Source organism: Bradyrhizobium sp. USDA 4452, assembly GCF_054063575.1.
This window is the reverse complement of record NZ_JBSSGK010000001.1, coordinates 7,801,559-7,824,139: the sequence shown is the minus strand read 5'-3', so window position 1 is coordinate 7,824,139 and position 22,581 is coordinate 7,801,559. Positions and strand designations below refer to the sequence as shown.

Here is a 22,581-nt window from a genome sequence, read left to right as displayed (position 1 = left end):
AGCTCAACGTCGCCGTTATGAGCCAGATAGGAAGCCCCCATGCGATCCGCAAGGGGCAATGGCGCTAGTTGTTCGGGACTTCCCGGATCACCGGGCCGCGCGGCGCCGGGGCCGCCGGCGCGGCCTCGGCGGCGGGCGCCGCCTGCGGCTGCACGGCTGCGGGCGGAGTCGGGTTGCGGAGCTGGCTCGGCGACGGCCCGTAGATGAACGCCGCCGCCAGCACGATGGCTGCGACCACTGCGCCCAGGAAGCCTGCCGTCGATTTTGAGCTCATGCCGATGATCCCTCGCCTGCGCGGATTGATATCAAAAATCGGCCGGCCGCAACAGGATTCGGGAACCTATTTCGCCGCGGCCCTGCGCCTGACGAAGGCGGTGACGATGTCCTTCTGCGCCAGCTCGATCGCGCGGTTGGCCGTCGTCAGGTTGGCGTCGGCATCCTGTTTCGGAAACTGCAGCGACAGGAAGTCGATCAGCGACACCCGGAAGTTCTGCCGCTCGGAGGGACAGACATTGGCGATCAGCGAGGTGAACTCCTGATCGGACATCGCCTTGTTGCTGTCGCGGGGATATTCGCGAGCGAGACAATTCCAGTAGGCGTCGCGACCGGTGATCGCGAGCTTGTGCGCATCGTCGACCTCGTCGGCCATCGCAGCGGACGATATGGCAGCCGACGATATGGCAGCGGAGGACGCGATCAGGAGGGCGGCCGCAACCAGCATGCGCATGTATCGTTCTCCATTTTCGCCCATCGTAGCGAAGAGCGACGACCACGATAAGCACCCGCGCGGCAATCTGGCAAACTGGCCAATCACGATTATTTTGACTACTCTTTGATCCCGTTCCCCCTCCTCACGATGAGTGCAGTCGTGGCCAAAGCTCCCACCAAGCCGACCAAGGCAGACACCAAGACGACCAAGACGGACGCAGGCAACATCTATATCGGCATCGGCGGCTGGACATTCGAGCCGTGGCGCGGGGTGTTCTACCCGGACAAGCTCGCGCAATCGAAAGAGCTGTCCTATGCCGCCTCGAAGCTGACCTCGATCGAGATCAACGGTACCTATTACGGATCGCAGAAGCCGGAGAGCTTCCGCAAATGGGCCAGCGAAGTGCCTGATGGATTCATCTTCTCGCTGAAGGGGCCGCGCTTCGCCACCAACCGCCGCGTGCTCGCCGAGGCCGGCGATTCGGTGAAGCGGTTCTATGATTCGGGGGTGCTGGAGCTGAAGGACCGGCTCGGCCCGGTGCTCTGGCAGTTCGCGCCGACCAAGAAGTTCGACGGCGCAGACTTCGGCAAGTTCCTCGAGCTGTTGCCGCGCAAGCTCGACGGCCGCGCGCTGCGCCATGTCGTCGAGGTGCGTCACGACAGCTTTTGCGTGCCCGAGTTCATCGCTCTCATTCGCGAGCACGAGGTGCCGGTGGTGTTCGCCGAGCACGGCAAATATCCGGCGATTGCCGACGTCGCCAGCGACTTCGTCTATGCCCGGTTGCAGAAGGGCAATGACGAACTGAAGACCTGCTATCCGCCGAAGCAACTCGACGCCTGGGCCAAGCGGTTTCAGGACTGGGCCGGTGGAGGCGAGCCGAACGACCTGCCGAAGGTCGACAAATCAGTGCCGAAGAAGGTGCCGCGCGACGTGTTCGCTTACGTGATCCACGAGGGCAAGGTCCGCGCGCCCGCCGGCGCGATGGAATTGATCGAACGGGTGAAGTGAGACGGCGCCGATGGCGAAGGCAAAAAAGCTGTTCACCATCGGCTACGAGCAGACGCCGTCGAAGGCCGTGCTCGACGAGCTCCAGCACGCCGGCGTCAAGCTCCTCGTCGATGTCCGCGCGGTGGCCTCCTCGCGCCGCCCCGGCTTCTCCAAGAGCCAGCTCGCCGCAGGCCTCGACGAGCGCGGAATCGGCTACGTCCACCTCCGCGGCCTCGGCACGCCGAAGAGCGGTCGGGAGGCGGCGCGCAGCGGACACTATGGCCTGCTGCAAAAGATCTATTCGGCGCACCTCAAGACGGCGCTGGCCAAGGAGCAGCTCGACGAGCTGTCGGCGCTGGTGAAGAAGTCCGGCCCGGTCTGCATCCTCTGCTACGAGCGCGACCACGAGCATTGCCACCGGCGCTGGATCGCCGAGATCATCGAGGAGCGCGACGGCGTCAGGATCGACAACCTGGTCGCGCCGCAGGTTTAGCGCGTGCATTCGTGCGTGGATTGCCGCTATTTCGCTGCTCGTGGCGGCGAGCACGCGGCCGCGCTCGCGATCGGAAGCGGCGCTCAGTCCTCGGATGAGCTCGGCGTTATATCGCCAACGACCATGTCGCGCATGGCCCCCCTCAGCACGGCAACATTTTTTGCGCCGTTCAGCAGCTCGAACTCTCGCTGGGCACGCTGCCAATATGGCGCGGCCTTGTCGTGAACACCGCGGCCGGCATCGGTCAGCTCGATGAGGCGGCTTCGTCTGTCGGTGGGCGATGGCCGAATCCGAACGAGGCCGTCACGTTCCAGGAAGCCGACCATCTTGCCCATTGCGGTCCGCTCGATGTCGAGCTGCTCGGCGAGCGCGTTGACGGCGGCGCTGCCGAGTTCGTTCAGCGCCGCCAGCGTGAGGAACTGAGTGATGCGAAGTCCGACCGGTTCGAGGTGGGCGTCATAAAAGCGCGACATTCGCCGGTTGGCCTTCCTCATGGCGAAGCAGTTGCATTGATCGATTCCCAGCGGTCTGTTCACCGGCAACGCTCCTTGTCGTTCTCGTTTTCATCGCGGCCCGCGCCGCGAATATAGGCGCGGCACGGGCCCAGGGATATTCTCAAAACCCCTGCGGCGGCGTGATGTAGCCGGGCTCCTCGGCCGCAAGCGTGCTCTTGAGGGCCGCCGTTCCCTTGTCGGCCATCACCTCGCTCTTGCCGGCGACGAGGGCGTCGTAGGTCTGGCGCACCACGTCCTCGGGGCTCGCCTTCGGCACGTCAATTCCGTTGGTCAGGTCAGTATCCACGAAGCCGACATGCAGGCCGAGAACCTGAACGCCGCGTTCGCGCAGATGAAAGCGGAGCTGGTTGGTGTAGCTCCACGCCGCCGCCTTGGACGCGGCATAGGGCGTCAGAATCGGCCGCGGCAGCCACACGATGTCGGAGAGCACGTTGATGATGGCGGCGTTCTGCCTTGTCGACAAGATCGGTTCGAAGGCCTGCGTGACGCGCACGACGCCGTAATAGTTGGTGTCGAACATGCGGGCCGATTGCGCCGCAACGTCGGCCGACAGAGGCCCGTCGACCAGAGCGGCGATGCCGGCGTTGTTGACCAGTATCGTCGTATCGGTCGCCAGCGCCGCGGCAGCTGCGATCGATGCCGGGTCGGTGACGTCAATCTTCACGGGGATGACGCCGGGCTCATTGAATCCATCGGTCTTGCGCATGCCCGCATAGACCTTGGCGGCTCCGCGGCGGCGCGCCTCGCGCGCAAAGGCGAGGCCCAGGCCGCGATTGGCACCAGTGATGAAGATGGTTGCATTCTTGATATCCATGACGCTCTACCTTTCCGGATTTGGATGCCAGTGCGGTTCATTCGCGCTACTGGCCCGTTTTTCAACTCAAAGAAAGAGACTTTCCGGCAGCTTTGTCGAAAGCCGCTCGCGCAGACCGGTGGCGAGCGCGAGCACTGCGCCGAGCGGGCTCATTCGCACGCTGACGCGCGGGACTGATCCGTCCGCGTTATGATCGACGATGACCGCCGCGCTCAGCTTCTCTCCACTGTTGAGAACGGCCTCGTACTCAAGAAACAGCCGCGAGCCGACCTTCTGCACAAAGGTGGGCGTTTGTGACGCGTAGAAGGTTCCGACAGTGTCGACGACGCGTCGGATGTCATCGCGTCCAGCGACAGGCCCCCGCAGCACGGAGCTGACGAGCTCTGCATCAGCGATCAGATCGTCCAAAAACGGGTGTCGCTCGGTTTGTGGGTGAGACATTTTCAAACCTCATGATGGCTTGGAGCTTGCTCAGGCGAACACGGCGCGGTTCTGCGCGATGAACTGGCGGACCGTGAGGGGCGGTGTTCCCGTGATCTTCTCGACGGCGTCGTTGGTGCCCGAGAAGATGCCCTCGCGATAATTCTGGGCGACTTCGACCAGGTGCTGCACCAGGAACGGAGGAAACTTGTAGAGCTTTTCCATCTTCTCCTTGAACACCGCGATCGACGTCGGCGCGTATTCGATCTTGCTGCCGAGCACCTCGCTCATCTCGGCGGCGATCTCGGTGTGGTTCATCTCCACCGGGCCGTGCAGCGGATAAATCTTGCCTTCGTGACCTCTCGGCTTGGCCAGGAGGTGGGCGATGACACGGCCTTGGTCTTCGCTGGCGATGGGCGCGTGGCGCCCGTTCTCAAACGGAAATTCGATCTTCTTCTTTGTCCAGATCTCCCTGCCGAAATGCGGGTAGACCAGCCAATCGGCAAAGAAAGTCGGGCGCAGATGCGTCGTCGCCACACCCGACCAGTCGAACACGCGCTCCGAAACCCAGTGGTCCTGCGCCGCATGGCTTGCCGATTCCCGGCGTGCCGAAATCTGAGACATATTAACGATCGCGGTGACGCCGGCCTCCTTCGCGGCCTGTGCGAAATAGGCGGCCGCCCCGATGATTCCCGGCGCGATCGGATGGAGAAAATATGCGGCCTGGATGCCTTCCATGGCCGCGCGAATGGCGTCGATGTCGGTGAAATCGCCGATGGCGATGTCTACTCCCCGCCGCCTCAGAACCGCTGCCCGCTCGCCGTCGGAGCGCACGTAAGCGCGAACCGTCTTGCCCATTTTGAGCAGTTCGTCGACGGCAGCACCCCCGGTTCGTCCCGTCGCCCCGCTGACCAGAATAGTAGCTTCGCTCATGGCAACGCTCCCGCTTGTTAGATATAAGAGCATATGCCCTTATATGCCGAAAAGTAGGTGCATATGCTCTTAAGTCAAGGCGATTTTTTCGGTCGCGGGACCAACGCCGTTCACATCCCTGTGTGGTCGACGGGCGAGCGCCGCCATCAAAAGCGGCCCTGCCGGTAAGCAGATGTCGCGGACGATGAGGACGCAGCTAGCTCTCCGCGCCCCGGAGGTTGATCGTTCCCTCCATCATCTTCACGCAGCCGCCGCCGACATGCACCGATGTGATCGCGCCGCCCTGCTTCTTCACCCGCGTCAGCAACAGGCTCGGCCGGCCCATGTCGACGCCCTGCCCGATCCGCAAGCGCAACTCGCCGTCACGCGCGGGATCGATATCGGCGAGCAGCGCCCCACAGGCGGCAGTCGCACTGCCGGTGGCGGGATCTTCCGACAGGCCGCTCGCGCCCGGATGAAACATGCGCGCCTGCAAATCGAGCGGCTGCTCGCTCGCCGGCACATCGCGGGTGTAGAAATAGACGACGTCACGGCCGATCTCGGCCAGGACCTTTGCGAACGCCGCGGCATCGGGCCGGGCGCGCTTGACCGCCTCGCGGGAAGCAATCTCGACCACCAGGAACGGCAGGCCGACCGAGGCGACCTGCGGCGCGTGCCGATCGGTCTTCACGTCGGCCGCCGACAGCGACAGGCACGCGGCGGCAGCGGCCGCGCTCACCTCGTTGGTCCGCTGCAACGCTTGCGGCGCCGTCAGCTCGGCGCCGATCACCCTGCCGCCGTCGGTCAGCACCTTGACCGGCACGAGGCCCCCCTTCTCCTCGAACCTCAGCAGCTCCGGCGTCTTCGCCGCCCGGCTCGCCAGCACGAAAGCCGTGCCGACATTGGGATGGCCGGCGAACGGAATTTCCGAGCGCACCGTGAAGATGCGCACCTGGGCGTCGTTGGCCGCATCCTGCGGCGGCAGCACGAAGGTCGTCTCGGAATAGTTGAACTCGGTCGCGATCGCCTGCATCTGCGCGGTCGACAGTCCCTCGGCGTCGAGCACCACGCCAAGCGGGTTGCCGCCGAAGGCGCGGTCGGTGAAAACGTCGACGGTGATATAGCGGCGCTGCATTGTGCGTGTCCCTGTGCCGGTCATTCCGATGGCGTCATCGTAACACAACGGCAACGACGCTCTTCAGAGCACTCGGTACAATCACGCGCGAGCTAGAATCGAAACAGCTCGCGCGGTGATGCAAGCACGCGGGCACGCTCATCGGCATCGGTGACGAGCGCGTCGAGGAATTTGCGATTCTTCGCGTAGCTCTGCGTCGCCTCGAACTGGGTGTGCGGCCAATCGCTGCCCCACAGCAGCCGGTCGACGCCGAAAGCATTGCGCAGCAGCGGATAGGCCTGCTTCGCGAAGGCCTCGCCGGCCGGGCCATTGCGATAGGGCGCCGAGATCTTGACCCAGACGTTGCGCGTCGCGCCAAGCTTGAGGACCGATTGAAATCCGGGATCGTCGGCGCCGAGCTTCGGATCGGGCAAGGCGAAATGATCGAGCACGACCTTCACGCCCTGATCGAGCAGCTTTGGCGCGAGCGTCGCGAGATCGCCGGCGTTGCGCTGGATCTCGATCTGCCAGTCGAGCGCCCTGATCTCAGCCAGCAGCGCCGTCCACTCGCCCGACGCAAGATCAGGCAGCTTCTGGCCGACCAGATTGAGACGGATGCCCGCGATGCCGGCGCGATCGAGCGCGCGCAGTTCGTCGGCGGTAACGGCAACGTCGACCACGGCGATGCCGCGCAGGCGACCATTGGTCGCCTTCAGGCATTCGACCAGATAGGAATTGTCGGTGCCGAGAAAGCTTGGCTGCACCAGGACGCCATTGGTGATGCCGTTCTGGTCGAGCTGCTGCAGATAGAGCGCGAGCGGCGCGTCGTAATCGGGCGCGTAGCGCCGGCCGGGCGCCAGCTTCAGCCCGCGATGGAAGACATGGGCGTGGGTATCGATCGCGAGTTGTTTCGGCACCTCAGCCCTCACCTTGCCCGCCAATCCGCCTGCCGACAGCGCGGCAATCACTCCCGCGGCAAATTTCCGCCGCGTCAATCCAGGTTCGTCCGATGTCATGATCATTCCTCATCATCACGCGCGCGTTGCGGCGGGCTGCTCGAAAACCTTGCCGCGGGTTTCCGGCAGCATCAGCACCGCGATCAACACCAGCGAATAGGCGAACGCCGCGTCGATCCCGATCGCGGCGCCAAGGCCGATGTGATCGCTGAGGTAGCCGACCAGGAAGGGAAACGCCGCGGAGACGATGCGGCCGAAATTGTAGCAGAAGCCGACGCCGGTGCCGCGCACGCCGGCCGGATAGAGCTCGCTGAACAGCGCCGCCATGCTGGCGGGAATGCCGGCCGAGAAGAAGCCCAATGGAAAGCCGAGCACCAGCATCTGCGAATTGGTGAGCGGCGCGAAGATGTAGACCAGCACCGTCACGACGCAGGCGGCGGCGAACAGCGTCACGTTGGCGCGTCGCCCGATCCGGTCGCTGATGATCCCCGAGACCACGCAGCCGCAGAAGAAGGCGACGATGATCACGGCGAGATAGGCACTGGAGCCGAGCACCGAGAGATGCCGCACCTCGCGCAAGTAGGTCGGCAGGAATGTGGTCAGCGCCGCATAGCCGCCATGGGCGCCGATGCCGAACAGGCCGCCAATCAAGGTCGAGCGCAGCACGTCGCGGTGGAAGATGCCGGCGAGCGTGGCGAAGAACGGCGGCTCGGCCTCGCGCGCTGCAGCGCGCGGCGGCTCCTTCAGCCCGCGGCGGATGTAGAGGATCAAGAGCGCCGGGATCAGGCCGACCGCGAACAGGATGCGCCAGGCGATGTCGGCCGGCGCAGTGGTGAAGACCAAGGCCGACAACAGCACTGCGGCACCCCAGCCGACCGCCCAGGCGCTCTGCACGGCCCCGAGCGCCTTGCCACGATGCTCGGCGCGAATGATCTCGGCCATCAGCACCGCGCCGCAAGCCCATTCGGCGCCGAAGCCGATGCCTTGAATGGCCTTCAGCACCACGAGCTGGCTGTAATTCATCGCGAAGGCCGAGGCGAATGTCGCGAGCGCAAAGGTTGCGACCGTGATCTGCAAGGCCTGCACCCGGCCGAAACGATCACCGAGCGCGCCGCCGAGCCAGCCGCCGAACGCGCCGAAGAACAGCGTGACCGAGCCGAGCAGGCCCGCGTCCGCCTTGCTGATCCCGAAAGCGGTGATCAACGCCGGAATCGCGAGGCTGAACATCTGGACGTCGAGCGCATCGAGCCCCCAGCCGCCGAAGCTTGCCCAGAAGGTGCGCCGCTCGAGCGGCGAGCATTCGCTGTACCAGTTTGCCATCATTCCTCCCTGAAATCTGTCTTGTTGTTTATATTGCCGCCGCGCTCATCTGATCTCGGCGTGGTAGCGGAAGCGATCCGCCGGCCCGCGCGAGCGGCGCCATTCGATCGGCCGCCGCTCCAGGTCGAAGGCCAGGCGCTCGATCACGATCAGCGGCGCGTTGGCCTCCAATCGCAGCAGGCGCGATTGCATCTCGGTCGCGATCTCGACGGTGAGGATTTCATCGGCGGAGACCACGACCTGGCCGCAGCGATCCTCGTAGAGCGGATACAGCAGGTCGCCGAACTCGGCGGGATCGAGCGCGAGCAACGCCTCGAAGCGCGATCGCTGCAGCCAGATTTCCTCGGCCAATAGAGGCACGTCGTCGATCAGCCGCAGCCGCGACAGGCTGATGACGGGCTCGCCGACGCCGATGCGCAACGCCGAGGCGACCGCCGACGTCGCCGGCATCGCCTTGCGGCGCAGAATGCGGCTTTGCGGCACGCGGCGCTCGCCGCTCTCGGACTGGAAGCGGAAGAAGCGGAACAGCGAGGAATTGAACCGCGCGCGGCGCACGAAGGTGCCGCGGCCCTGCTGGCGCTCCAGCACGCCGTCGCTGACCAGCTGATCGATCGCCTTGCGCACGGTGCCGATCGCGACGCCGTAATGCGCGCCGAGCTCCGCCTCGGAGGGGATCGGGTCCCCGGGACGCCACTCGTTGCGGTTGATGCGCGCCGCGAGGTCGTCGCGGAGACGCTGGTAGCGCGGCAGGCGATCGTCGAAAGCTGAATTCATATAGTCATCTATATGAATAGGGGATGCGACGTCAATCGCTACCTTGATACCTCAGGCACGAAATGCTGCGGCCTATCCCAACTGCCAGACCGGCACCGGGTGCTCGTAACCCCGCACCGGGATCTCGCCGCGCAAGACGGCGTCCTTGCATTCGTCGCCGAGTGCCTCGCGCACGGCAGACGAGATCAGGAATTGCGAGCCGAGCTCCTTGTTGAGCGCCTCGAGCCGCGCGGCAAAGTTCACGGTGTCGCCGATCACGGTGTATTCCTTGCGCCGGGGCGAGCCGATATTGCCGGCGACGACCTCGCCGATATGAATGCCTATGCCGATGCGCAGCGGCCAGTTCGACGAGGCATTGGTGCGCTCGTTGGCGGCCAACATCTCGCGCGCGGCGGCGACCGCCTGATGCGCCGCGTCGCCGGTCTCGAACGGCGCGCCGAACAGCGCGAGAAAGCCGTCGCCGAGAAACTTGTTCACGATGCCCCCATGGCGATCGAGGATCTCGACCAGCACGGCGAAGGCGCCGTCCAGCCTGTCCACCACCTCCTGCGGCGAACGCGAGCGCGCACCCGCGGTGAAGCTGCGGAAATCGACGAACATCACCGCGACGCGGCGGATGTCGCTCCCGGTGCTCGCGCCTTCCGTCATCAGGCGTTCGACCACCTGCGGCGAAACGTGCTGGCCGAACAGATTGGTGATGCGGTCGCGCGCGGTGGCAGCCGCAATGCTGGCGGCGAACTGCCGCCGCAGCTGCAAGCCGACCGCGCCGGCGAGGATACCGCAGATCAGGATGATCGTGCTGCGCGCGGCGTGATAATAGATGCCTTGATCGGCCGCGACGCCGTCAGGCGCATGGAAGAACACCGCCATGTAGAACAGCTCGGTCGCAGCGACGACGCCGGTGAAGGTCGAGAGCCAGAAATCGAGCCGCAGCGTCGACAGGATGATGAAGACGAAATAGATCAGCGGGGCCACGAAGCCGAGCGCCTCCGGGCGGCCCATGCTGTCGATATGCAGCCCGAGCACGATGGTCGGCAGCGACGTCTCGACCAGCACGCCGATATAGCGCCGGATCACCGGCAGGTCGCGGGCCTTGCGCATGTACCAGCTGATCGCCCCGTGCACCCAGATCTCGAACAGGATCAGCGGACCGGTGACATAGAAAATGTAGACCGGGCTGAGGTTGCCGTGCCAGACCCGGCTGACCGCCTCGGGCGCGAACAGATACACAAGCAGGCTGATCGCCCCCAGCACGATGGCGGTGCCAATCAGCACCTTGATGCGGAGCAGCTCGGTGGTCATCACCTCGCGCATCAGAGCGTGGTGGAAATGGGCGGATACGGTCGCGTCCTGCTTCGTCTTCTCGCCGCCCCACCAGCCAGCCATCGTCATCGCCCGATCACCGCACCAGAATAACTTCTTGCGTCATTCTGCCTCAATCGAGCGTGCGGCGGAAGCGCGTCACGGCGATGGTCATGGCGAACAGCATCAGGGCGGCGAGCGCAATCGTGTCGTATTGCAGGTTCGGCATCGCCGCGCCCTTCAGCATGATGGCGCGGACGATGCGGATGAAATGAGTCAGCGGCAGGCCCTCGCCGATATATTGCGCCCAGACCGGCATGCCCGCGAACGGAAACATGAAGCCGGAGAGCAGGATGCTCGGCAGGAAGAACATCATCGAGAGCTGCATCGCCTGCAGCTGGTTCTGCACGATGGTCGAGAACGTATAGCCGATCGACAAATTGGTGGTGATGAACAGCGTGGTCAGCAACCCCAGCAATGTGAGGCTGCCGAGCACCGGCACGCCGAACAGCAACACGCCGATGCCGATGATCAGCCCGGCCTGGATGAAGCCGACCATCACATAGGGGATGATCTTGCCGAACATCACCTCGACCGGCTTGATCGGCATCGACAGCAGGCTTTCCATGGTGCCGCGCTCGATCTCACGCGTCACCGACAGCGCGGTGAAGATCAGCATGGTCATGGTCAGGATGGTCCCGACCAGGCCCGGCACGATGTTGAGCCGCGATTCCGCCGCGGGGTTGTAGCGGGCATGGGCGCGAATCTCGAACGGCATCTCCGGGGGATCACCGATATGCAGGTCGTGCGCCAGCGCCGACTGCACCAGCGTCCCGAGCGTTCCGAGCGCCGTACCCGACGCTACCGGGTCGGTGGCATCCGCCGCAACCAGCAGCGCCGGCTTGTCGCCGCGCCGCACCGCACGCTCGAAACCGCGCGGGATTTCGACGCCGAACAGCACCTTGCCGGATTGCAGCAGCTCATCGAGCTGCTCGACCGTGTGCACCTCGCGCGTGAAGCGGAAATAGGAGGTGTTCTCCATCGCCTTCAGGATCGAGCGTCCGAGGTCGGTGTCCTCCTGCAACAGCACCGCGGTCGGAAGATGACGCGGCGTGGTGTTGATGGCGAAGCCAAACAACAGGAGCTGCATCACCGGGATGATGATGATCATGGCGAAGGAGACGCGGTCGCGGCGGAGCTGGATGAACTCCTTGACCAGCATCGCATAGCTGCGCCGCCAGAAGCCGAATGCCGGCTCCCTCTCCCGGCCATTCCGGATCTTATCCGTCGCGCTCATCGGATTCTATCCCTGAAGTTATCTTTGGAGCGCCCCATCAGGTCGATGAAGACGTCTTCGAGCGACGGCTCGCTCGGCTGCCAGTGCCACTTCGGATTGCCGCGATATGGCGCGATCGCGCTCTCCAGCGCCGCCTTGTCACGGCCGGAGACGTGCAGGCTGGTGCCGAACGGCGCCGCCATGTCGACGCCGGGCTTGCCGGCAAGCTCGGCCATCAGCCCGTTGAAATCCTCGCCCGTCACCGTCCAGGTCGACAGCGCCGACTTCGCGATCACCTCGTCCACCGTGCCGTGCGCCAGGAGGTGGCCGTAGGCGATATAGGCGATCTCGTGACAGCGCTCGGCCTCGTCCATGTAATGGGTCGAGACCAGCACAGTGAGGCCTTCGGCGGCAAGCGCATGGATCTCGTTCCAGAAATCGCGCCGCGCCTTGGGGTCGACGCCGGCGGTCGGCTCGTCGAGCAGCAGCAATTGCGGATTGGGCAGCGTGCAGGCGCCGAGCGCGAGCCGCTGCTTCCAGCCGCCGGACAGTTCGCCGGCGAGCTGCTCCTCCCGCCCCGTCAGCCCGATGCGCGCAATCATGTCGCGCGCGGCGCCGCGCGCATCGGGCATCCCGTAGAGCCGCGCCACGAACTCCAGATTCTCTCGCACTGAAAGATCCTGGTAGAGGCTGAAGCGCTGCGTCATGTAGCCGACCTTGCGCTTGATCTTGTCGGCATCGCGCCGGATGTCGTAGCCGAGGCAGGTGCCCTCGCCGCTGTCCGGCGTCAGCAGGCCGCACAGGATGCGGATGGTCGTGGTCTTGCCGCTGCCGTTGGGGCCGAGGAATCCGTAGATCTCGCCGCGCTTGACCTGCATCGACAGGTCGTGGACCACCTCGCGCCCGCCGAACGATTTGGTCAGGCCCTTCACATCGATCGCGATGGAAGCTGCGTTGGGCTGCGCGCTGGTGGGGCCGCCGTTCATCTGCGATCCGCCACCGGCGTCTTGGGATTGAGGTAGATGCTGATCGGCTGGCCGACGCGTAAGCTATCGGGCCGGCTCGGCCGCGCCTGGATCAGATAGACCAGCTTGTTGCGCTCATCGAGGCTGTAGATGACCGGCGGCGTGTACTCCGCCGTGGTGGCGATGAAGTAGATCTTGGCGGTGAGATCGTTGGCGCAATTGTCGCAGGTCACCCTCACCTCGTCGCCGAGCGCAAGCTTCGGCAGCTCGGTCTCCGGCACGAAGAAGCGCAGCTTCATGTTGCCGGGCGGCATGATCGACAGCACCGGCCGCTGTGCCTGCACCATCTCTCCCTCGCGGAAATAGATCTGCTGGATCGAGCCTGCGATCGGCGCAAAGCCCTTGCGGCGGTCGAGCCGCGTCTGCGAGGTGACGACGCGCGCCTCCGCGACGCGCAGCGCCGAGACGGCGGCATCCAGATTGGCCTGGGTGCCGGCGCCGGTGCCGCGCAGCGAGGCGGCGCGGTCGTAGCTCTGCTGGGCGTTGGCGAGCGTCGCGTTGTTCTGGTTGAGATCGGCGCGCTGCAGATCGTCGTCGACCGAATAGAGCAGATCGCCGGGCTTGACCTCGTCGCCCTCGCGGACGTTGAGCTTGATGACGCGGCCGGATTCATCCGGGCTGACGAAGATCATGTCGGCCTCGACCCAGCCCTGGAAGCCGGGATCCCGCTTCTCCTTGCAGCCGGCCAGCGCCGCCGCCAGCGCGACGGCGGCGATCAGCCTCATCATGCGCGACGCGGTCATGTCTTGCTCCGTTCGCCGAAGATCAGATCGAGATGCACCTTGAACATCGCCAGCCCATCGAGCGGCGCGTGGCGGGAAAACAGGCTCTGCCAGATCACCGCGACGATCGCGGGCGCCACGACCAGCTGCGGGAAATCCCCGAGCTCTCGGTGCTTGATCTCGCCGCGCGTGATCGCGAGCTGGACCAGTGCCTTCATGCCGGCAAGGCCCTTCGACACCACCTCGCGGAAATAGAAATCGGCGATCGCCGGGAAGCGCGGCCCCTCGGACACGATCAGCCGGATGATGTCGCCACGCCGGGTCGCCACGACCTCGCGCATGAAGGTCTCGGCAAATCCCTCCACCGCGTCGCGCACCGGACCGGTGATGGTCGGCAGCGCCGTCATGCGGCTGATCAGCGGCACCAGCGCGGTGCGGATCAGCTCCTCGAACATCGTCTCCTTGTCCTTGAAGTAGAGATAGAGCGTGCCCTTGGCGACGCCCGCGCGCTTAGCGACGTCGTCGAGCCGCGTCGCGGCATAGCCGCGTGCGATGAACTCATCCATCGCCGCCTCGATGATGGCCGCGCGCCGCTCGGCCGATTTCTCAGCGCGGTTCGAGGCGGGCTTGACCTCAGCCAGTTTGGCCGAGGTCACCTTCGGGGCCCTCGCCGCGGCGGCCCGGATCGTGGTCCGGGGTCTGGTCGGCTGGGTGCGGGTCGTGCTTCCGGTGCGCTTTGTCATGACCACAATATGACTGACTGGTCAGTCATTGTCAATTCGATATGAGGTAACGCGTCCCCTTACAAAAGGTTGCTGTTCGCCGGCTTGAGCGCGATCAAATCACCGGACGTTCTTTGTCATTCCGGGGCTCGCGAAGCGAGAGCCCGGAATCCATTGAGCCGCAGAACTCCCGGATGATTGGATTCCGGGACTCGACGCTGCGCGTGGCCCCGGAATGACGGCGGGAAGCGGTGTCGCGCTATGTGTGAAACTTCAGCCCGTCGAGAATCTTGTCGACCACCTTGCGCTCGGCGCGAATGGCGAGGCCGACCAGGTTGAGCTCGGTGCGCGCCACCGCCTTCACCACCTCGCGGTTGGCGGCATCATGCGTGGTCTTGAACATGTCCTCGGTGTAGAGCGCCGGCTTCACGTCGCGCGCCAGCGCACGTTCCAGCGCGCGCGACAGTTGCGCGCGATCGGCGCCGTAGATCAGGATCGGCTGGCCGATCAGGGACAGATATTTCGTCCCCGAGCCGTCCTGGTAATTCTCGCCGATACATTCGGGGAAGGAAGCGGCGATGCCACCGGCGAGAAACGACGCCACGTTGAGCTTCTGCCAGACTTCCAGGTCGGTGCGGATCACGACCGCGATCTTGGTGTCGAACTGCATGGGGTAAAGTTTAGCGGCAGGCAGGTGGCGAACACCAGTCCTGACCGAGCATCCCTCACCTGCCCGTCAAACGCCGATGTTCGTTTCCTGCAGGACCGGTTGGAGCCCGCATGACCGCAGGGATCGCCGGCACGCTGCCCGCACTATCCCTTGGCGTCGCAGGCCCAGGCGCGGATCACGCATTCCTTGCCGCCGTAGTCGTAGCACTTCTTGGTCGCGGCATTGAGCGAGCTCGAGATTTTCGGCGCCACCGCATAGCCATGGGCGCCGCAGGGATTCTTCATGTCGATCGCGAGCGCGGCACAGGCGCGCTTCATGGTGACGGTGGCGCAATCGCCCTTGCACTGCTTCAGCGCCGCGGCGCGCGCCGCGCCCTCCGCCGGATAGTCGTAGGCCTGGCCATACGCCCCGCACTTGCCGACCGCGAACGCGCCGGCCGCATGAGCCTTGGGGACGAAGTTTTCCACGGAGAAACGCGTGGCACCGAGCAGCAATGTCAGGACGAGAATCGTCAGCGCGCGGCGCTGCGCGGCGGCGGTCGAAATGATCAAGCGGAAATCCCCCAAAGTCCGGCGCGGACTGTACGCAGGGGTCGTTTCCAGATGGTGAATGACGGTTTAAACGAGCTTCATCCACTCGTCGTCCCGGCGAAGGGACCCCAAAACCACCGAACGTTGTAGTTGGAGGGGTAGCGGCCCCAGCCTCGCAAGACAATTCGCATCGGTGGTTCTGGGCCACGCGCGCTTCGCTTGGCCGGGACGATAGCGGATGGAGCTAGCCCCGCCTCGCCGCTTCCAGCGCCTGCGGGGTGTCGATGTCGAGGAAGGCGCTGTTGCCTTCGACCGGGACCTCGGCGACCACTTCGGCATGCTTGGCGATCAGGTGACGGGCGCCGATGTCGCCGTCGAGCGTCATCAATTCCTTGAAGAAACGCCGCGACCACAACACGGGATTGCCGCGGCGGCCCTCGCTGACCGGGACCGCGATCAGATGGCCGCAGTCGGGGGCGAAGGTGTCGATCAGGCGATCGATCAGCCTGGCATCGATCAGCGGCATGTCGCCGAGGCAGACGACCGCGCCATCGGCGCTGTCGGAGACCGCCGAGATGCCGGCCTTCACCGAGCTCGCGAGGCCGCCGGCGAAATCCGGGTTGCGGACGAACTTGACCTTGAGTCCATCCAGCGCCTGCTCGACCAGGTCGGCCTGATGGCCGGTAACGACGATCACCTCCGAGGCCTTCGAGGCCAGCGCCTGCTCGGCGACGATTCGCGCGAGCTTCTTGCCGTCGAGATCGGCGAGCAGCTTGTTCGGACCGCCCATCCGGGTCGAGCGGCCGGCGGCGAGCACGATCGCCGCGACGTTGCGGTTGCCTTCGGTGTCGGGGACGGTGCGCGGCTGCGGCCGCGTCACGATCTCCATCAGCAGCCCGCCGACGCCCATGCCGGTGAGATCGGACCGCGTCACCTTGATGCCGGCGAGCAGCCGCATCAGCACCCAGTCAAAGCCGTTCTCGACCGGCGAGCGCGCACAACCCGGCGCGCCCAGCACCGGCACGCCGCCGGCGCTTCCGATCAAGAGCAGATTACCGGGATCGACCGGCATGCCGAAATGCTCGATGGCGCCGCCGATCTCCGTGATCGCGGCCGGGATGACGTCGCGGCGGTCGGCGATCGCGGATGCGCCGAACACGATGACGAGTTCGGCCCCGAGGCCGAGCAATTCCTTGATCGCGGCTGCGAGCACCGTTTCGTCATGCGGCACGCGGCGCTCGGCGATGATGGTGGCTCCGGCCGGCGCCAGCCGCTCGGCGGTGACGCGCAGCGTCTTGTCGATCACCTTGGGCGCGAGGCCAGGCAGCAGCGTCGAGACCACGCCGACCTTCTTGATCACGTAAGGCGCGATCCGCAGCGTGTCCTTGCCGGCGACCGCGACGGCGGCATCGCGCAAGCGGCCCTCGACGCCGAACGGGATCAGCTTGACGGTTGCGATCATCTCGCCTTCGACCACCGGCTTGAACGCCGCGAGCGTCGCGAAGGTGATCGCTTCGTCCACTCCGTTGATGCGATCCACCGCGGCACGGTCGACCACCAGCACGCCGGGGCGCGCCGCGAACAGATTGGCGCGGCCGGTGAAGGCGCGCTCGACATTGACGCCCTCGCCCGCCACCGCCTGTGCGATGCTTGCAGCTGCGACGTCCTCGGAGACGTCACCCTCCTCGAGCCGCACCACGACGACGTCCTTGACGCCGGCCCTGGTCAGCGCATCGGCCTCATCCGGGCCGATCGTGGTGCCCTTCTTGAGCACCAGCGTGCCCTGGCGAAGCGTATGCACGGTGACGCCGCCAATCGCGTCGGCCGGACTGGCGGGACCGAACTTCATGCCGCTTCTTCTTTTTCTTTGGGAGGCAAACGCAGCTGCGCGGTGATCTCGGCCATGATCGCGACCGCGATCTCCGACGGCGACACCGCGCCGATGTCAAGCCCGATCGGCGCATGGATGCGGGCGATGTCGCTCTCCTTGGCGCCCTGCGCGCGCAGCCGCTCGGCGCGCTTGGCGTGCGTCTTCCGCGAGCCGAGGGCGCCGATATAGAAGCAGTCGCGGTCGAAGGCATGCAGCAGCGCCGGATCGTCGATCTTCGGATCGTGCGTCACCGCGACGAACGCGGTGTAATGATCGACGTTGAGCGGCGGCAGCGCGACGTCGGGCCATTCGGCAACCAGCGGCACGTCGGGGAAACGCTCAGGGCTTGCAAACGCCGTGCGCGGATCGACCACCGTCACGTCATAGTCGAGCGAGCGCGCCAGCGGCGCCAGCGCCTGGCTGATATGGACCGCGCCGATGATCACGAGCTTTGCGGTCGGCGCGTAGACGTTGAGGAACAGCTTGTTGCCCGCGACCTCGACATTCCCGCTCTTGCCCATCCGCAGCTGCTTGGAAAGCTCGGCGCGCAGCGGATCGGCGGCGATGTCTTTGGCCTTGACCAGGCGCTGCTCGCCAGTAGTGGTGTCGGTGACGATGATCACCGGACGGCGCGCGGCGCGCTCGGCGTTCAGCTCCTTGAGGACCTGGATCTTCACGGCTAACCGACCTTCTCGACGAACACGCGGATGGTGCCGCCGCAGGACAGGCCGACATTCCAGGCCGTCTCGTCGGCGACGCCGAATTCGAGCATTTTTGGCTGGCCGCTCGCGATCACGTCGAGCGCCTCGGTCACGACCGCGCCCTCCACGCAGCCGCCGGAGACCGAGCCGAGAAACGTGCCGTCGTCATTGATGACGAGGCTCGAGCCGGCCGGGCGCGGCGCCGAGCCCCAGGTCTCGACCACGGTGGCGAGCGCCACGCCATGGCCCTGCTTCTGCCAGGTCTCGGCGGCCTGAAGGATGTCTTCGTCGCGGTTCAGCATGGTGGCCTCCTGCTATCGGGTCAGGCTTCTCAGGCTACGGAACGGATCAGGCTGCGGTGGTGCGCCGGCGGCGGCGACGACAGCGCCCCGATCAAGCCCTTGATGGACGTCAAGTTATGCACCGGGCGAAATTCGTCAACGTGGGGCAGCATCATTTTGATGCCCTGCGCCTTGGCCTCGAAGCCTGAATAGCGCAGCAGCGGGTTGAGCCAGATCAGGCGGCGGCAGGAGCGGTGCAAACGGTCCATCTCGAAGGCCAGTTTGGCATCGGCCTCCCGTTCTAGTCCATCGGATATAAGGAGGACGATGGCGCCCTGCCCGAGCACCCGGCGGGCCCAGAGCTGGTTGAAGCTATGCAGCGAGGTCGCGATCCGCGTTCCGCCGGCCCAGTCCTCGACCGAGGACGTGCAGCTCGCCAGCGCCTCGTCGGGGTCACGCGCCCGTAACGCCCGCGTCACATTGGTCAGGCGGGTGCCGAACAGGAATACCGAGACCCGCTTGCGGTAATCAGTGATGGCGTGCAGGAAGTGCAGGAATAGCCTTGTGTACTCGCTCATCGAGCCGGAGATATCGAGCAGCGCCACGATCGGCGCCGGCTTCTCGATCCGGCCGAGCTTCCTGATATCGATGATCTCGCCGCCGGTGCGCAGCGAGTTGCGCACGGTGCGGCGCATGTCGAGCCGCAAGCCGCGCGCGTCGGGCTGGTAGCGGCGGGTGACGAGCTCGGCCTGCGGCAGCCGCATCTTGGCGATCTCGCGCGTCACCTCGGCGATCTCCGCCGCGGTCATCTGCGCGAAATCCTTCTTCTGCAGGATCTCCTTGTCGGAAACCGAGAGCTTGAGCTCCTGTTCCTGGGCCTGAGGCCGCTCCTCGCTCTTCGCCGGCTGCGCCATCGCCTCCTGCACCCGGCGCGAGGCCGGTGGCGGCTTCTTCCTGGCATGGTCGGGCAGCGGGACGGAATCCAGCATGCTCTTCCACTCCTCGGCGGCGCGGAAGAACAGCATAAAGGCCTGGCGGAAGATCAGCGCGTGCTCGTGGCGCTTGACGAAGATCGCCTCCAGCGTGGCGTAGAAGTCGGAGCGGTTGCCGACCTCGATCAGCTGCAGCGCGTCGAGCGCATCGATCACCGAGCCCGGCCCGACCGGAAGCCCGGCCGCCCGCAGCGCGCGGGCAAAGCCGATCACGTTGTCGGCCATGTGGCCGGTCGGCGGATTGAGGTGGTTGATGGGCATCGTGTCTTTGCCTCGTCATTCCGGGGCACGCGAAGCGTGAACCCGGAATCCATTTATCCACGTATGATGCGGCCCGATGGATTCCGGGCTCGCGCTCCGCGCGCCCCGGAATGACGAACCTTTATTGCGGCGCGACTTACGTCTCGCTCGTCGCTTCCTTCAATGTCTTCTGCAACGCATCGCCCTGCATGCGCGCGATGTCGTCCTGGTACTTCAAGAGCGCGCCGAGCGTGTCGCCGACCACCTGCGGCGTCAGCGAGCGCGCGTCGAGCTCGGACAGCGCGGTGGCCCAGTCGATGGTCTCGGCGACACCCGGCGACTTGTAAAAATCCTGGTTGCGCAGCGCCTGCACGAAGCGCACCACCTGCTGCGACAGCTTTGCGGAAATGTTCGGCACCCGCGACTTGACGATCGCGAGCTCGCGCTCGGCGGTGGGATAATCCACCCAGTGATAGAGGCAGCGGCGCTTCAGCGCGTCGTGGATCTCGCGGGTGCGGTTCGAGGTGATGATGACGATCGGCGGCGCCGGCGCCTTCACGGTGCCGAGCTCGGGGATGGTGACCTGGAAGTCGCTGAGGATTTCGAGCAGATACGCCTCGAATGCCTCGTCGGCGCGGTCGAGCTCGTCGATCAGCAGCACCGGCGGGCCAGCAACGTCAGGCTCCAGCGCCTGCAGCAGCGGCCGCTTGATCAGGAAGCGCTCGGCGAAAATGTCGCTCGCAAGCTGGTCGCGATCGGTATCGCCGGAAGCTTCCGCAAGGCGGATCGCGATCATCTGCGCGGCGCTGCTCCACTCATAGACGGCGGAGGCGACGTCGAGGCCTTCATAGCATTGCAGGCGGATCAGCTTGCGCCCCAGCGCCGCCGACAGCACCTTGGCGATCTCGGTCTTGCCGACCCCGGCCTCGCCTTCCAGGAACAGCGGCCGCCCCATGCGCAGCGCCAGATAGGTCACGGTCGCGAGCGAGCGTTCGGCGAGATAGCCGCGCGATGTCAGCAGCTCCTCGAGCGCATCGACGGAAGTGGGTAACGCCGATGCGCTCATGGAACTGCCAGTCTTCGAACAGGGGTTAGCAACATCACGCGTCAGATCTAATCCTTGGGATCCAGTTCGGATCTAGTCCCTTGGATGTAGTCCTTAGCTAGTCCTTGGCGTTGGCCGCTTCCACCGCCCGGCGCGTCAGAACGCCGATCAGATGCGCGCGGTATTCCGCACTGCCGTGCAGGTCGCTGTTCAGCCCTTCGGCCGAAACCGCGATGCCGTCGAGCACCTTGTGCGAGAAGCGCTTCTTCAGGGCCTCCTCGAACGCAGCGACGCGGAACACGCCGTCGGAGCCCGCGCCCGTGACCGCGACGCGCACATCGGACGGACGCTTGGCCACGAACACACCGACCAACGCGTAACGCGAAGCCTGGTTGCGGAACTTGATGTACGCCGCCTTCTTCGGCAGCGGGAACATCACCTTGGTGATGATCTCGTCGGCCTCCAGCGCAGTCGAGAACAGGCCCTGGAAATACTCCTCGGCCTTCAGGCGGCGCTTGTTGGTGACGATGGTCGCGCCCAGCGCCAGCACCGCGGCCGGATAGTCCGCGGTCGGGTCGTTGTTGGCGAGCGAGCCGCCGATGGTACCGCGGTGGCGCACGGCGGGATCGCCGATCAAGCCGGCAAGCTCGGCCAGGGCCGGGATCGCCTCGCCGACAACAGCGGAGTTCGCGACCTCGGCGTGCTTGGCCGTGGCGCCGATCACCAGCGAGCGGCCCTTCATCTCGATGGTGTCGAGACCTTCGATATGGGAGAGGTCGACCAGATGCGGCGGGCTCGCGAGCCGCTGCTTCATGACCGGCACCAGCGTGTGACCGCCGGCGATCAGCTTGGCGTCCTCGTTCTTCACCAAGAGGTTGGCGGCCTGCCGTACGGTGCCGGGGCGATGATATTTGAATTCGTACATTGGATTGTCCTGATCGCGGTCGCGACGAATTGCTGATTTAGGCGAGGTCCGATTTGGCCATCGCCTTGGCGCCGGCGGCGATCGAAGCAACGATGTTCTGGTAGCCGGTGCAGCGGCACAGATTGCCTTCCAGCTCCTCGCGGATCACCTCGTCGGAGAGGTCGTGGCCCTTGCGATGCACGAGGTCGACCGCGGTCATGATCATGCCCGGCGTGCAGAAGCCGCACTGCAGGCCATGATGCTCGCGGAACGCCTCCTGCATCGGATGCAGCGGCGCGCCGTCGGCCGCAAGCCCCTCGATGGTCTTGACCTCATGACCGTCGGCCATCACCGCAAGCGTCGTGCAGGACTTCACCGCCTTGCCGTCCAGGTGCACGACGCAGGCGCCGCACTGCGAGGTGTCGCAGCCGACATGGGTACCCGTCAGCCGCAGGTTTTCGCGCAGAAACTGGACCAGAAGGGTACGGGGGTCGACGTTCGCGTTAACGGGGTTGCCGTTCACGATCATTGAAATCTTGGCCATCAGCACTCTCTTATCTGCCCCACCGCATATCGGCGAAGCAGGCGGTTTAAAATCATTCCAGACGGCATAATATGGGCGCGCCCCGCGATGGGCAACCTTTCGAGCCACCCTTCCAGGACATAACGGCAAGGCATAGCAGGGCCTGAATGAGCCGGCCCGCCTGCAGGGCTAACCCTGCACCGCTTTGGCGAAATTTGCAAAAAATTCGTCCGCCAGCTTCTTGGCGGCGCCGTTGATCAGGCGCTGGCCGAGCTGGGCGAGCTTGCCACCGATCTGCGCCTCTACGTTGTAGCTCAGCAGCGTGCCGCCATCCTTGTCGGCAAGGCCGACGGTGGCGCCGCCCTTGGCGAAGCCGGCGACCCCGCCCTCGCCTTCACCCGAAATCTTGTAGCCGTTCGGCGGATCGAGGTCGCTCAACATGACCTTGCCCTTGAAGCGGGCGGAGACCGGGCCGACCTTCATCTTGGCGGTGGCGCGGAAGCCGCCCTCCTCGGTCTTCTCCAGCTCTTCGCAGCCGGGAATGCAGGCTTTCAGCACCTCGGGATCGTTGAGCTTGTCCCACACAGCCTGGCGCGGCGCCGCAAGCTGGACTTCGCCGGTCATCGTCATGGCCATGGGGGACCTCCTTTGGTCGCAAGAAACCTTTGCCCCCAAGTAAAGCAGCCGACGCGCAAAGGAAAGGGCACCTTCGGAGGATGTGCGATGCATATTCGCAGCGCAGCAAGACGCGTCCGCCGTTCACG

General features: G+C 65.3%; 27 protein-coding genes. 2 read left to right on the top strand and 25 right to left on the bottom strand.

All coding sequences use genetic code 11. From position 1 onward, the window contains the following. Window positions 1-64 precede the first annotated feature (64 nt). Both ACVISU_RS36895 and ACVISU_RS36890 read right to left on the bottom strand, forming a co-directional pair. Window positions 65-274 (bottom strand): hypothetical protein, encoded by a 210-nt coding sequence (locus ACVISU_RS36895; protein ID WP_050404051.1) that lies wholly within the window; start codon window positions 272-274, stop codon window positions 65-67. A 66-nt stretch (window positions 275-340) separates the two neighbouring features. Next, window positions 341-727 carry a hypothetical protein gene (locus ACVISU_RS36890; protein ID WP_456710243.1) on the bottom strand — a complete coding sequence of 129 codons (387 nt, stop codon included), beginning with the start codon at window positions 725-727 and terminating at the stop codon, window positions 341-343. Between the two features lie 129 nt (window positions 728-856). Between ACVISU_RS36890 and ACVISU_RS36885 the strand changes: the two genes are divergently transcribed. Beyond that, the gene (locus ACVISU_RS36885; protein ID WP_456710242.1) at window positions 857-1,717 is read left to right on the top strand and encodes a DUF72 domain-containing protein; all 861 of its coding nucleotides are present in this window, start codon (window positions 857-859) and stop codon (window positions 1,715-1,717) included. Between the two features lie 10 nt (window positions 1,718-1,727). Further along, window positions 1,728-2,189: a DUF488 domain-containing protein gene (locus tag ACVISU_RS36880; protein WP_456710241.1), complete on the top strand. Its 462-nt coding sequence runs from the start codon at window positions 1,728-1,730 to the stop codon at window positions 2,187-2,189. Window positions 2,190-2,272: 83 nt separating this feature from the next. Here ACVISU_RS36880 and ACVISU_RS36875 read toward each other — a convergent pair whose 3' ends face one another. The 23 genes from ACVISU_RS36875 to ACVISU_RS36765 all read right to left on the bottom strand — a co-directional run bounded on the left by ACVISU_RS36875 (window position 2,273) and on the right by ACVISU_RS36765 (window position 22,453). Next, window positions 2,273-2,662 carry a MarR family winged helix-turn-helix transcriptional regulator gene (locus ACVISU_RS36875; RefSeq protein WP_244522163.1) on the bottom strand — a complete coding sequence of 130 codons (390 nt, stop codon included), beginning with the start codon at window positions 2,660-2,662 and terminating at the stop codon, window positions 2,273-2,275. A 142-nt stretch (window positions 2,663-2,804) separates the two neighbouring features. Further along, window positions 2,805-3,518, bottom strand: coding sequence for an SDR family oxidoreductase (locus ACVISU_RS36870; RefSeq protein WP_456710240.1), 714 nt, complete (start codon window positions 3,516-3,518; stop codon window positions 2,805-2,807). 66 nt (window positions 3,519-3,584) lie between these two features. Then, the gene (locus ACVISU_RS36865) at window positions 3,585-3,926 is read right to left on the bottom strand and encodes a hypothetical protein (protein WP_456710239.1); all 342 of its coding nucleotides are present in this window, start codon (window positions 3,924-3,926) and stop codon (window positions 3,585-3,587) included. A gap of 63 nt (window positions 3,927-3,989) precedes the next feature. Then, window positions 3,990-4,871 (bottom strand): NmrA family NAD(P)-binding protein, encoded by an 882-nt coding sequence (locus tag ACVISU_RS36860; protein WP_456710238.1) that lies wholly within the window; start codon window positions 4,869-4,871, stop codon window positions 3,990-3,992. A gap of 196 nt (window positions 4,872-5,067) precedes the next feature. Next, window positions 5,068-5,985, bottom strand: coding sequence for a PhzF family phenazine biosynthesis protein (locus ACVISU_RS36855; RefSeq protein ID WP_456710237.1), 918 nt, complete (start codon window positions 5,983-5,985; stop codon window positions 5,068-5,070). A gap of 92 nt (window positions 5,986-6,077) precedes the next feature. Continuing rightward, a complete protein-coding gene (locus tag ACVISU_RS36850) occupies window positions 6,078-6,980 on the bottom strand; it encodes an amidohydrolase family protein (RefSeq protein ID WP_456710236.1) in 903 nt (300 codons plus the stop codon). A 15-nt stretch (window positions 6,981-6,995) separates the two neighbouring features. After that, window positions 6,996-8,240: an MFS transporter gene (locus tag ACVISU_RS36845; RefSeq protein ID WP_456710235.1), complete on the bottom strand. Its 1,245-nt coding sequence runs from the start codon at window positions 8,238-8,240 to the stop codon at window positions 6,996-6,998. Between the two features lie 45 nt (window positions 8,241-8,285). Beyond that, window positions 8,286-9,014, bottom strand: a complete 729-nt coding sequence (locus ACVISU_RS36840) for a GntR family transcriptional regulator (RefSeq protein ID WP_456710234.1) — start codon at window positions 9,012-9,014, stop codon at window positions 8,286-8,288. A 72-nt stretch (window positions 9,015-9,086) separates the two neighbouring features. After that, entirely contained in the window at window positions 9,087-10,406 is a 1,320-nt protein-coding gene (locus ACVISU_RS36835; RefSeq protein WP_456710233.1) for an adenylate/guanylate cyclase domain-containing protein, read from the bottom strand. Window positions 10,407-10,449: 43 nt separating this feature from the next. Further along, the gene (locus ACVISU_RS36830; RefSeq protein ID WP_456710232.1) at window positions 10,450-11,613 is read right to left on the bottom strand and encodes an ABC transporter permease; all 1,164 of its coding nucleotides are present in this window, start codon (window positions 11,611-11,613) and stop codon (window positions 10,450-10,452) included. Beyond that, entirely contained in the window at window positions 11,610-12,578 is a 969-nt protein-coding gene (locus ACVISU_RS36825; protein WP_456710231.1) for an ABC transporter ATP-binding protein, read from the bottom strand. The genes ACVISU_RS36830 and ACVISU_RS36825 overlap by 4 nt, the downstream gene beginning before the upstream one ends. Continuing rightward, entirely contained in the window at window positions 12,575-13,360 is a 786-nt protein-coding gene (locus tag ACVISU_RS36820; RefSeq protein ID WP_050401960.1) for an HlyD family secretion protein, read from the bottom strand. Before ACVISU_RS36820 ends, ACVISU_RS36825 begins: the two co-directional genes overlap by 4 nt. Beyond that, a complete protein-coding gene (locus tag ACVISU_RS36815; protein ID WP_456710230.1) occupies window positions 13,357-14,082 on the bottom strand; it encodes a TetR/AcrR family transcriptional regulator in 726 nt (241 codons plus the stop codon). The genes ACVISU_RS36820 and ACVISU_RS36815 overlap by 4 nt, the downstream gene beginning before the upstream one ends. A 238-nt stretch (window positions 14,083-14,320) precedes the next feature. Continuing rightward, window positions 14,321-14,731 carry a DUF2000 family protein gene (locus tag ACVISU_RS36810; RefSeq protein ID WP_456710229.1) on the bottom strand — a complete coding sequence of 137 codons (411 nt, stop codon included), beginning with the start codon at window positions 14,729-14,731 and terminating at the stop codon, window positions 14,321-14,323. Between the two features lie 143 nt (window positions 14,732-14,874). Further along, window positions 14,875-15,225 (bottom strand): DUF4189 domain-containing protein, encoded by a 351-nt coding sequence (locus ACVISU_RS36805; RefSeq protein ID WP_050402055.1) that lies wholly within the window; start codon window positions 15,223-15,225, stop codon window positions 14,875-14,877. Between the two features lie 280 nt (window positions 15,226-15,505). After that, window positions 15,506-17,110, bottom strand: a complete 1,605-nt coding sequence (locus ACVISU_RS36800) for an NTP transferase domain-containing protein (protein ID WP_456710228.1) — start codon at window positions 17,108-17,110, stop codon at window positions 15,506-15,508. Then, window positions 17,107-17,808, bottom strand: coding sequence for an XdhC family protein (locus tag ACVISU_RS36795; RefSeq protein WP_456710227.1), 702 nt, complete (start codon window positions 17,806-17,808; stop codon window positions 17,107-17,109). The genes ACVISU_RS36800 and ACVISU_RS36795 overlap by 4 nt, the downstream gene beginning before the upstream one ends. Window positions 17,809-17,810: 2 nt before the next feature. Further along, window positions 17,811-18,134: an XdhC family protein gene (locus tag ACVISU_RS36790; RefSeq protein WP_021077800.1), complete on the bottom strand. Its 324-nt coding sequence runs from the start codon at window positions 18,132-18,134 to the stop codon at window positions 17,811-17,813. Between the two features lie 29 nt (window positions 18,135-18,163). Next, a complete protein-coding gene (locus tag ACVISU_RS36785; RefSeq protein ID WP_456710226.1) occupies window positions 18,164-19,366 on the bottom strand; it encodes a vWA domain-containing protein in 1,203 nt (400 codons plus the stop codon). Window positions 19,367-19,502: 136 nt separating this feature from the next. After that, window positions 19,503-20,411 carry an AAA family ATPase gene (locus ACVISU_RS36780; RefSeq protein ID WP_050401966.1) on the bottom strand — a complete coding sequence of 303 codons (909 nt, stop codon included), beginning with the start codon at window positions 20,409-20,411 and terminating at the stop codon, window positions 19,503-19,505. A gap of 97 nt (window positions 20,412-20,508) precedes the next feature. Next, window positions 20,509-21,315: an FAD binding domain-containing protein gene (locus ACVISU_RS36775; RefSeq protein WP_050401967.1), complete on the bottom strand. Its 807-nt coding sequence runs from the start codon at window positions 21,313-21,315 to the stop codon at window positions 20,509-20,511. 37 nt (window positions 21,316-21,352) lie between these two features. Beyond that, window positions 21,353-21,838: a (2Fe-2S)-binding protein gene (locus ACVISU_RS36770; RefSeq protein ID WP_021077804.1), complete on the bottom strand. Its 486-nt coding sequence runs from the start codon at window positions 21,836-21,838 to the stop codon at window positions 21,353-21,355. Window positions 21,839-22,006: 168 nt separating this feature from the next. After that, a complete protein-coding gene (locus tag ACVISU_RS36765) occupies window positions 22,007-22,453 on the bottom strand; it encodes an SRPBCC family protein (protein ID WP_456710225.1) in 447 nt (148 codons plus the stop codon). Between the last annotated feature and the right edge of the window lie 128 nt (window positions 22,454-22,581).

Excerpts from the sequence above, each read along its gene's own strand:
- ACVISU_RS36895 (WP_050404051.1), bottom strand. The coding sequence starts at position 274 with ATGAGCTCAAAATCGACGGCAGGCTTCCTGGGCGCAGTGGTCGCAGCC.
- ACVISU_RS36890 (WP_456710243.1), bottom strand. The coding sequence starts at position 727 with ATGCGCATGCTGGTTGCGGCCGCCCTCCTGATCGCGTCCTCCGCTGCC.
- ACVISU_RS36885 (WP_456710242.1), top strand. The coding sequence starts at position 857 with ATGAGTGCAGTCGTGGCCAAAGCTCCCACCAAGCCGACCAAGGCAGAC.
- ACVISU_RS36880 (WP_456710241.1), top strand. The coding sequence starts at position 1,728 with ATGGCGAAGGCAAAAAAGCTGTTCACCATCGGCTACGAGCAGACGCCG.
- ACVISU_RS36875 (WP_244522163.1), bottom strand. The coding sequence starts at position 2,662 with ATGTCGCGCTTTTATGACGCCCACCTCGAACCGGTCGGACTTCGCATC.
- ACVISU_RS36870 (WP_456710240.1), bottom strand. The coding sequence starts at position 3,518 with ATGGATATCAAGAATGCAACCATCTTCATCACTGGTGCCAATCGCGGC.
- ACVISU_RS36860 (WP_456710238.1), bottom strand. The coding sequence starts at position 4,871 with ATGAGCGAAGCTACTATTCTGGTCAGCGGGGCGACGGGACGAACCGGG.
- ACVISU_RS36855 (WP_456710237.1), bottom strand. The coding sequence starts at position 5,985 with ATGCAGCGCCGCTATATCACCGTCGACGTTTTCACCGACCGCGCCTTC.
- ACVISU_RS36850 (WP_456710236.1), bottom strand. The coding sequence starts at position 6,980 with ATGACATCGGACGAACCTGGATTGACGCGGCGGAAATTTGCCGCGGGA.
- ACVISU_RS36845 (WP_456710235.1), bottom strand. The coding sequence starts at position 8,240 with ATGGCAAACTGGTACAGCGAATGCTCGCCGCTCGAGCGGCGCACCTTC.
- ACVISU_RS36840 (WP_456710234.1), bottom strand. The coding sequence starts at position 9,014 with ATGAATTCAGCTTTCGACGATCGCCTGCCGCGCTACCAGCGTCTCCGC.
- ACVISU_RS36835 (WP_456710233.1), bottom strand. The coding sequence starts at position 10,406 with ATGACGATGGCTGGCTGGTGGGGCGGCGAGAAGACGAAGCAGGACGCG.
- ACVISU_RS36830 (WP_456710232.1), bottom strand. The coding sequence starts at position 11,613 with ATGAGCGCGACGGATAAGATCCGGAATGGCCGGGAGAGGGAGCCGGCA.
- ACVISU_RS36825 (WP_456710231.1), bottom strand. The coding sequence starts at position 12,578 with ATGAACGGCGGCCCCACCAGCGCGCAGCCCAACGCAGCTTCCATCGCG.
- ACVISU_RS36820 (WP_050401960.1), bottom strand. The coding sequence starts at position 13,360 with ATGACCGCGTCGCGCATGATGAGGCTGATCGCCGCCGTCGCGCTGGCG.
- ACVISU_RS36815 (WP_456710230.1), bottom strand. The coding sequence starts at position 14,082 with ATGACAAAGCGCACCGGAAGCACGACCCGCACCCAGCCGACCAGACCC.
- ACVISU_RS36810 (WP_456710229.1), bottom strand. The coding sequence starts at position 14,731 with ATGCAGTTCGACACCAAGATCGCGGTCGTGATCCGCACCGACCTGGAA.
- ACVISU_RS36800 (WP_456710228.1), bottom strand. The coding sequence starts at position 17,110 with ATGAAGTTCGGTCCCGCCAGTCCGGCCGACGCGATTGGCGGCGTCACC.
- ACVISU_RS36790 (WP_021077800.1), bottom strand. The coding sequence starts at position 18,134 with ATGCTGAACCGCGACGAAGACATCCTTCAGGCCGCCGAGACCTGGCAG.
- ACVISU_RS36785 (WP_456710226.1), bottom strand. The coding sequence starts at position 19,366 with ATGCCCATCAACCACCTCAATCCGCCGACCGGCCACATGGCCGACAAC.
- ACVISU_RS36780 (WP_050401966.1), bottom strand. The coding sequence starts at position 20,411 with ATGAGCGCATCGGCGTTACCCACTTCCGTCGATGCGCTCGAGGAGCTG.
- ACVISU_RS36775 (WP_050401967.1), bottom strand. The coding sequence starts at position 21,315 with ATGTACGAATTCAAATATCATCGCCCCGGCACCGTACGGCAGGCCGCC.
- ACVISU_RS36770 (WP_021077804.1), bottom strand. The coding sequence starts at position 21,838 with ATGGCCAAGATTTCAATGATCGTGAACGGCAACCCCGTTAACGCGAAC.
- ACVISU_RS36765 (WP_456710225.1), bottom strand. The coding sequence starts at position 22,453 with ATGGCCATGACGATGACCGGCGAAGTCCAGCTTGCGGCGCCGCGCCAG.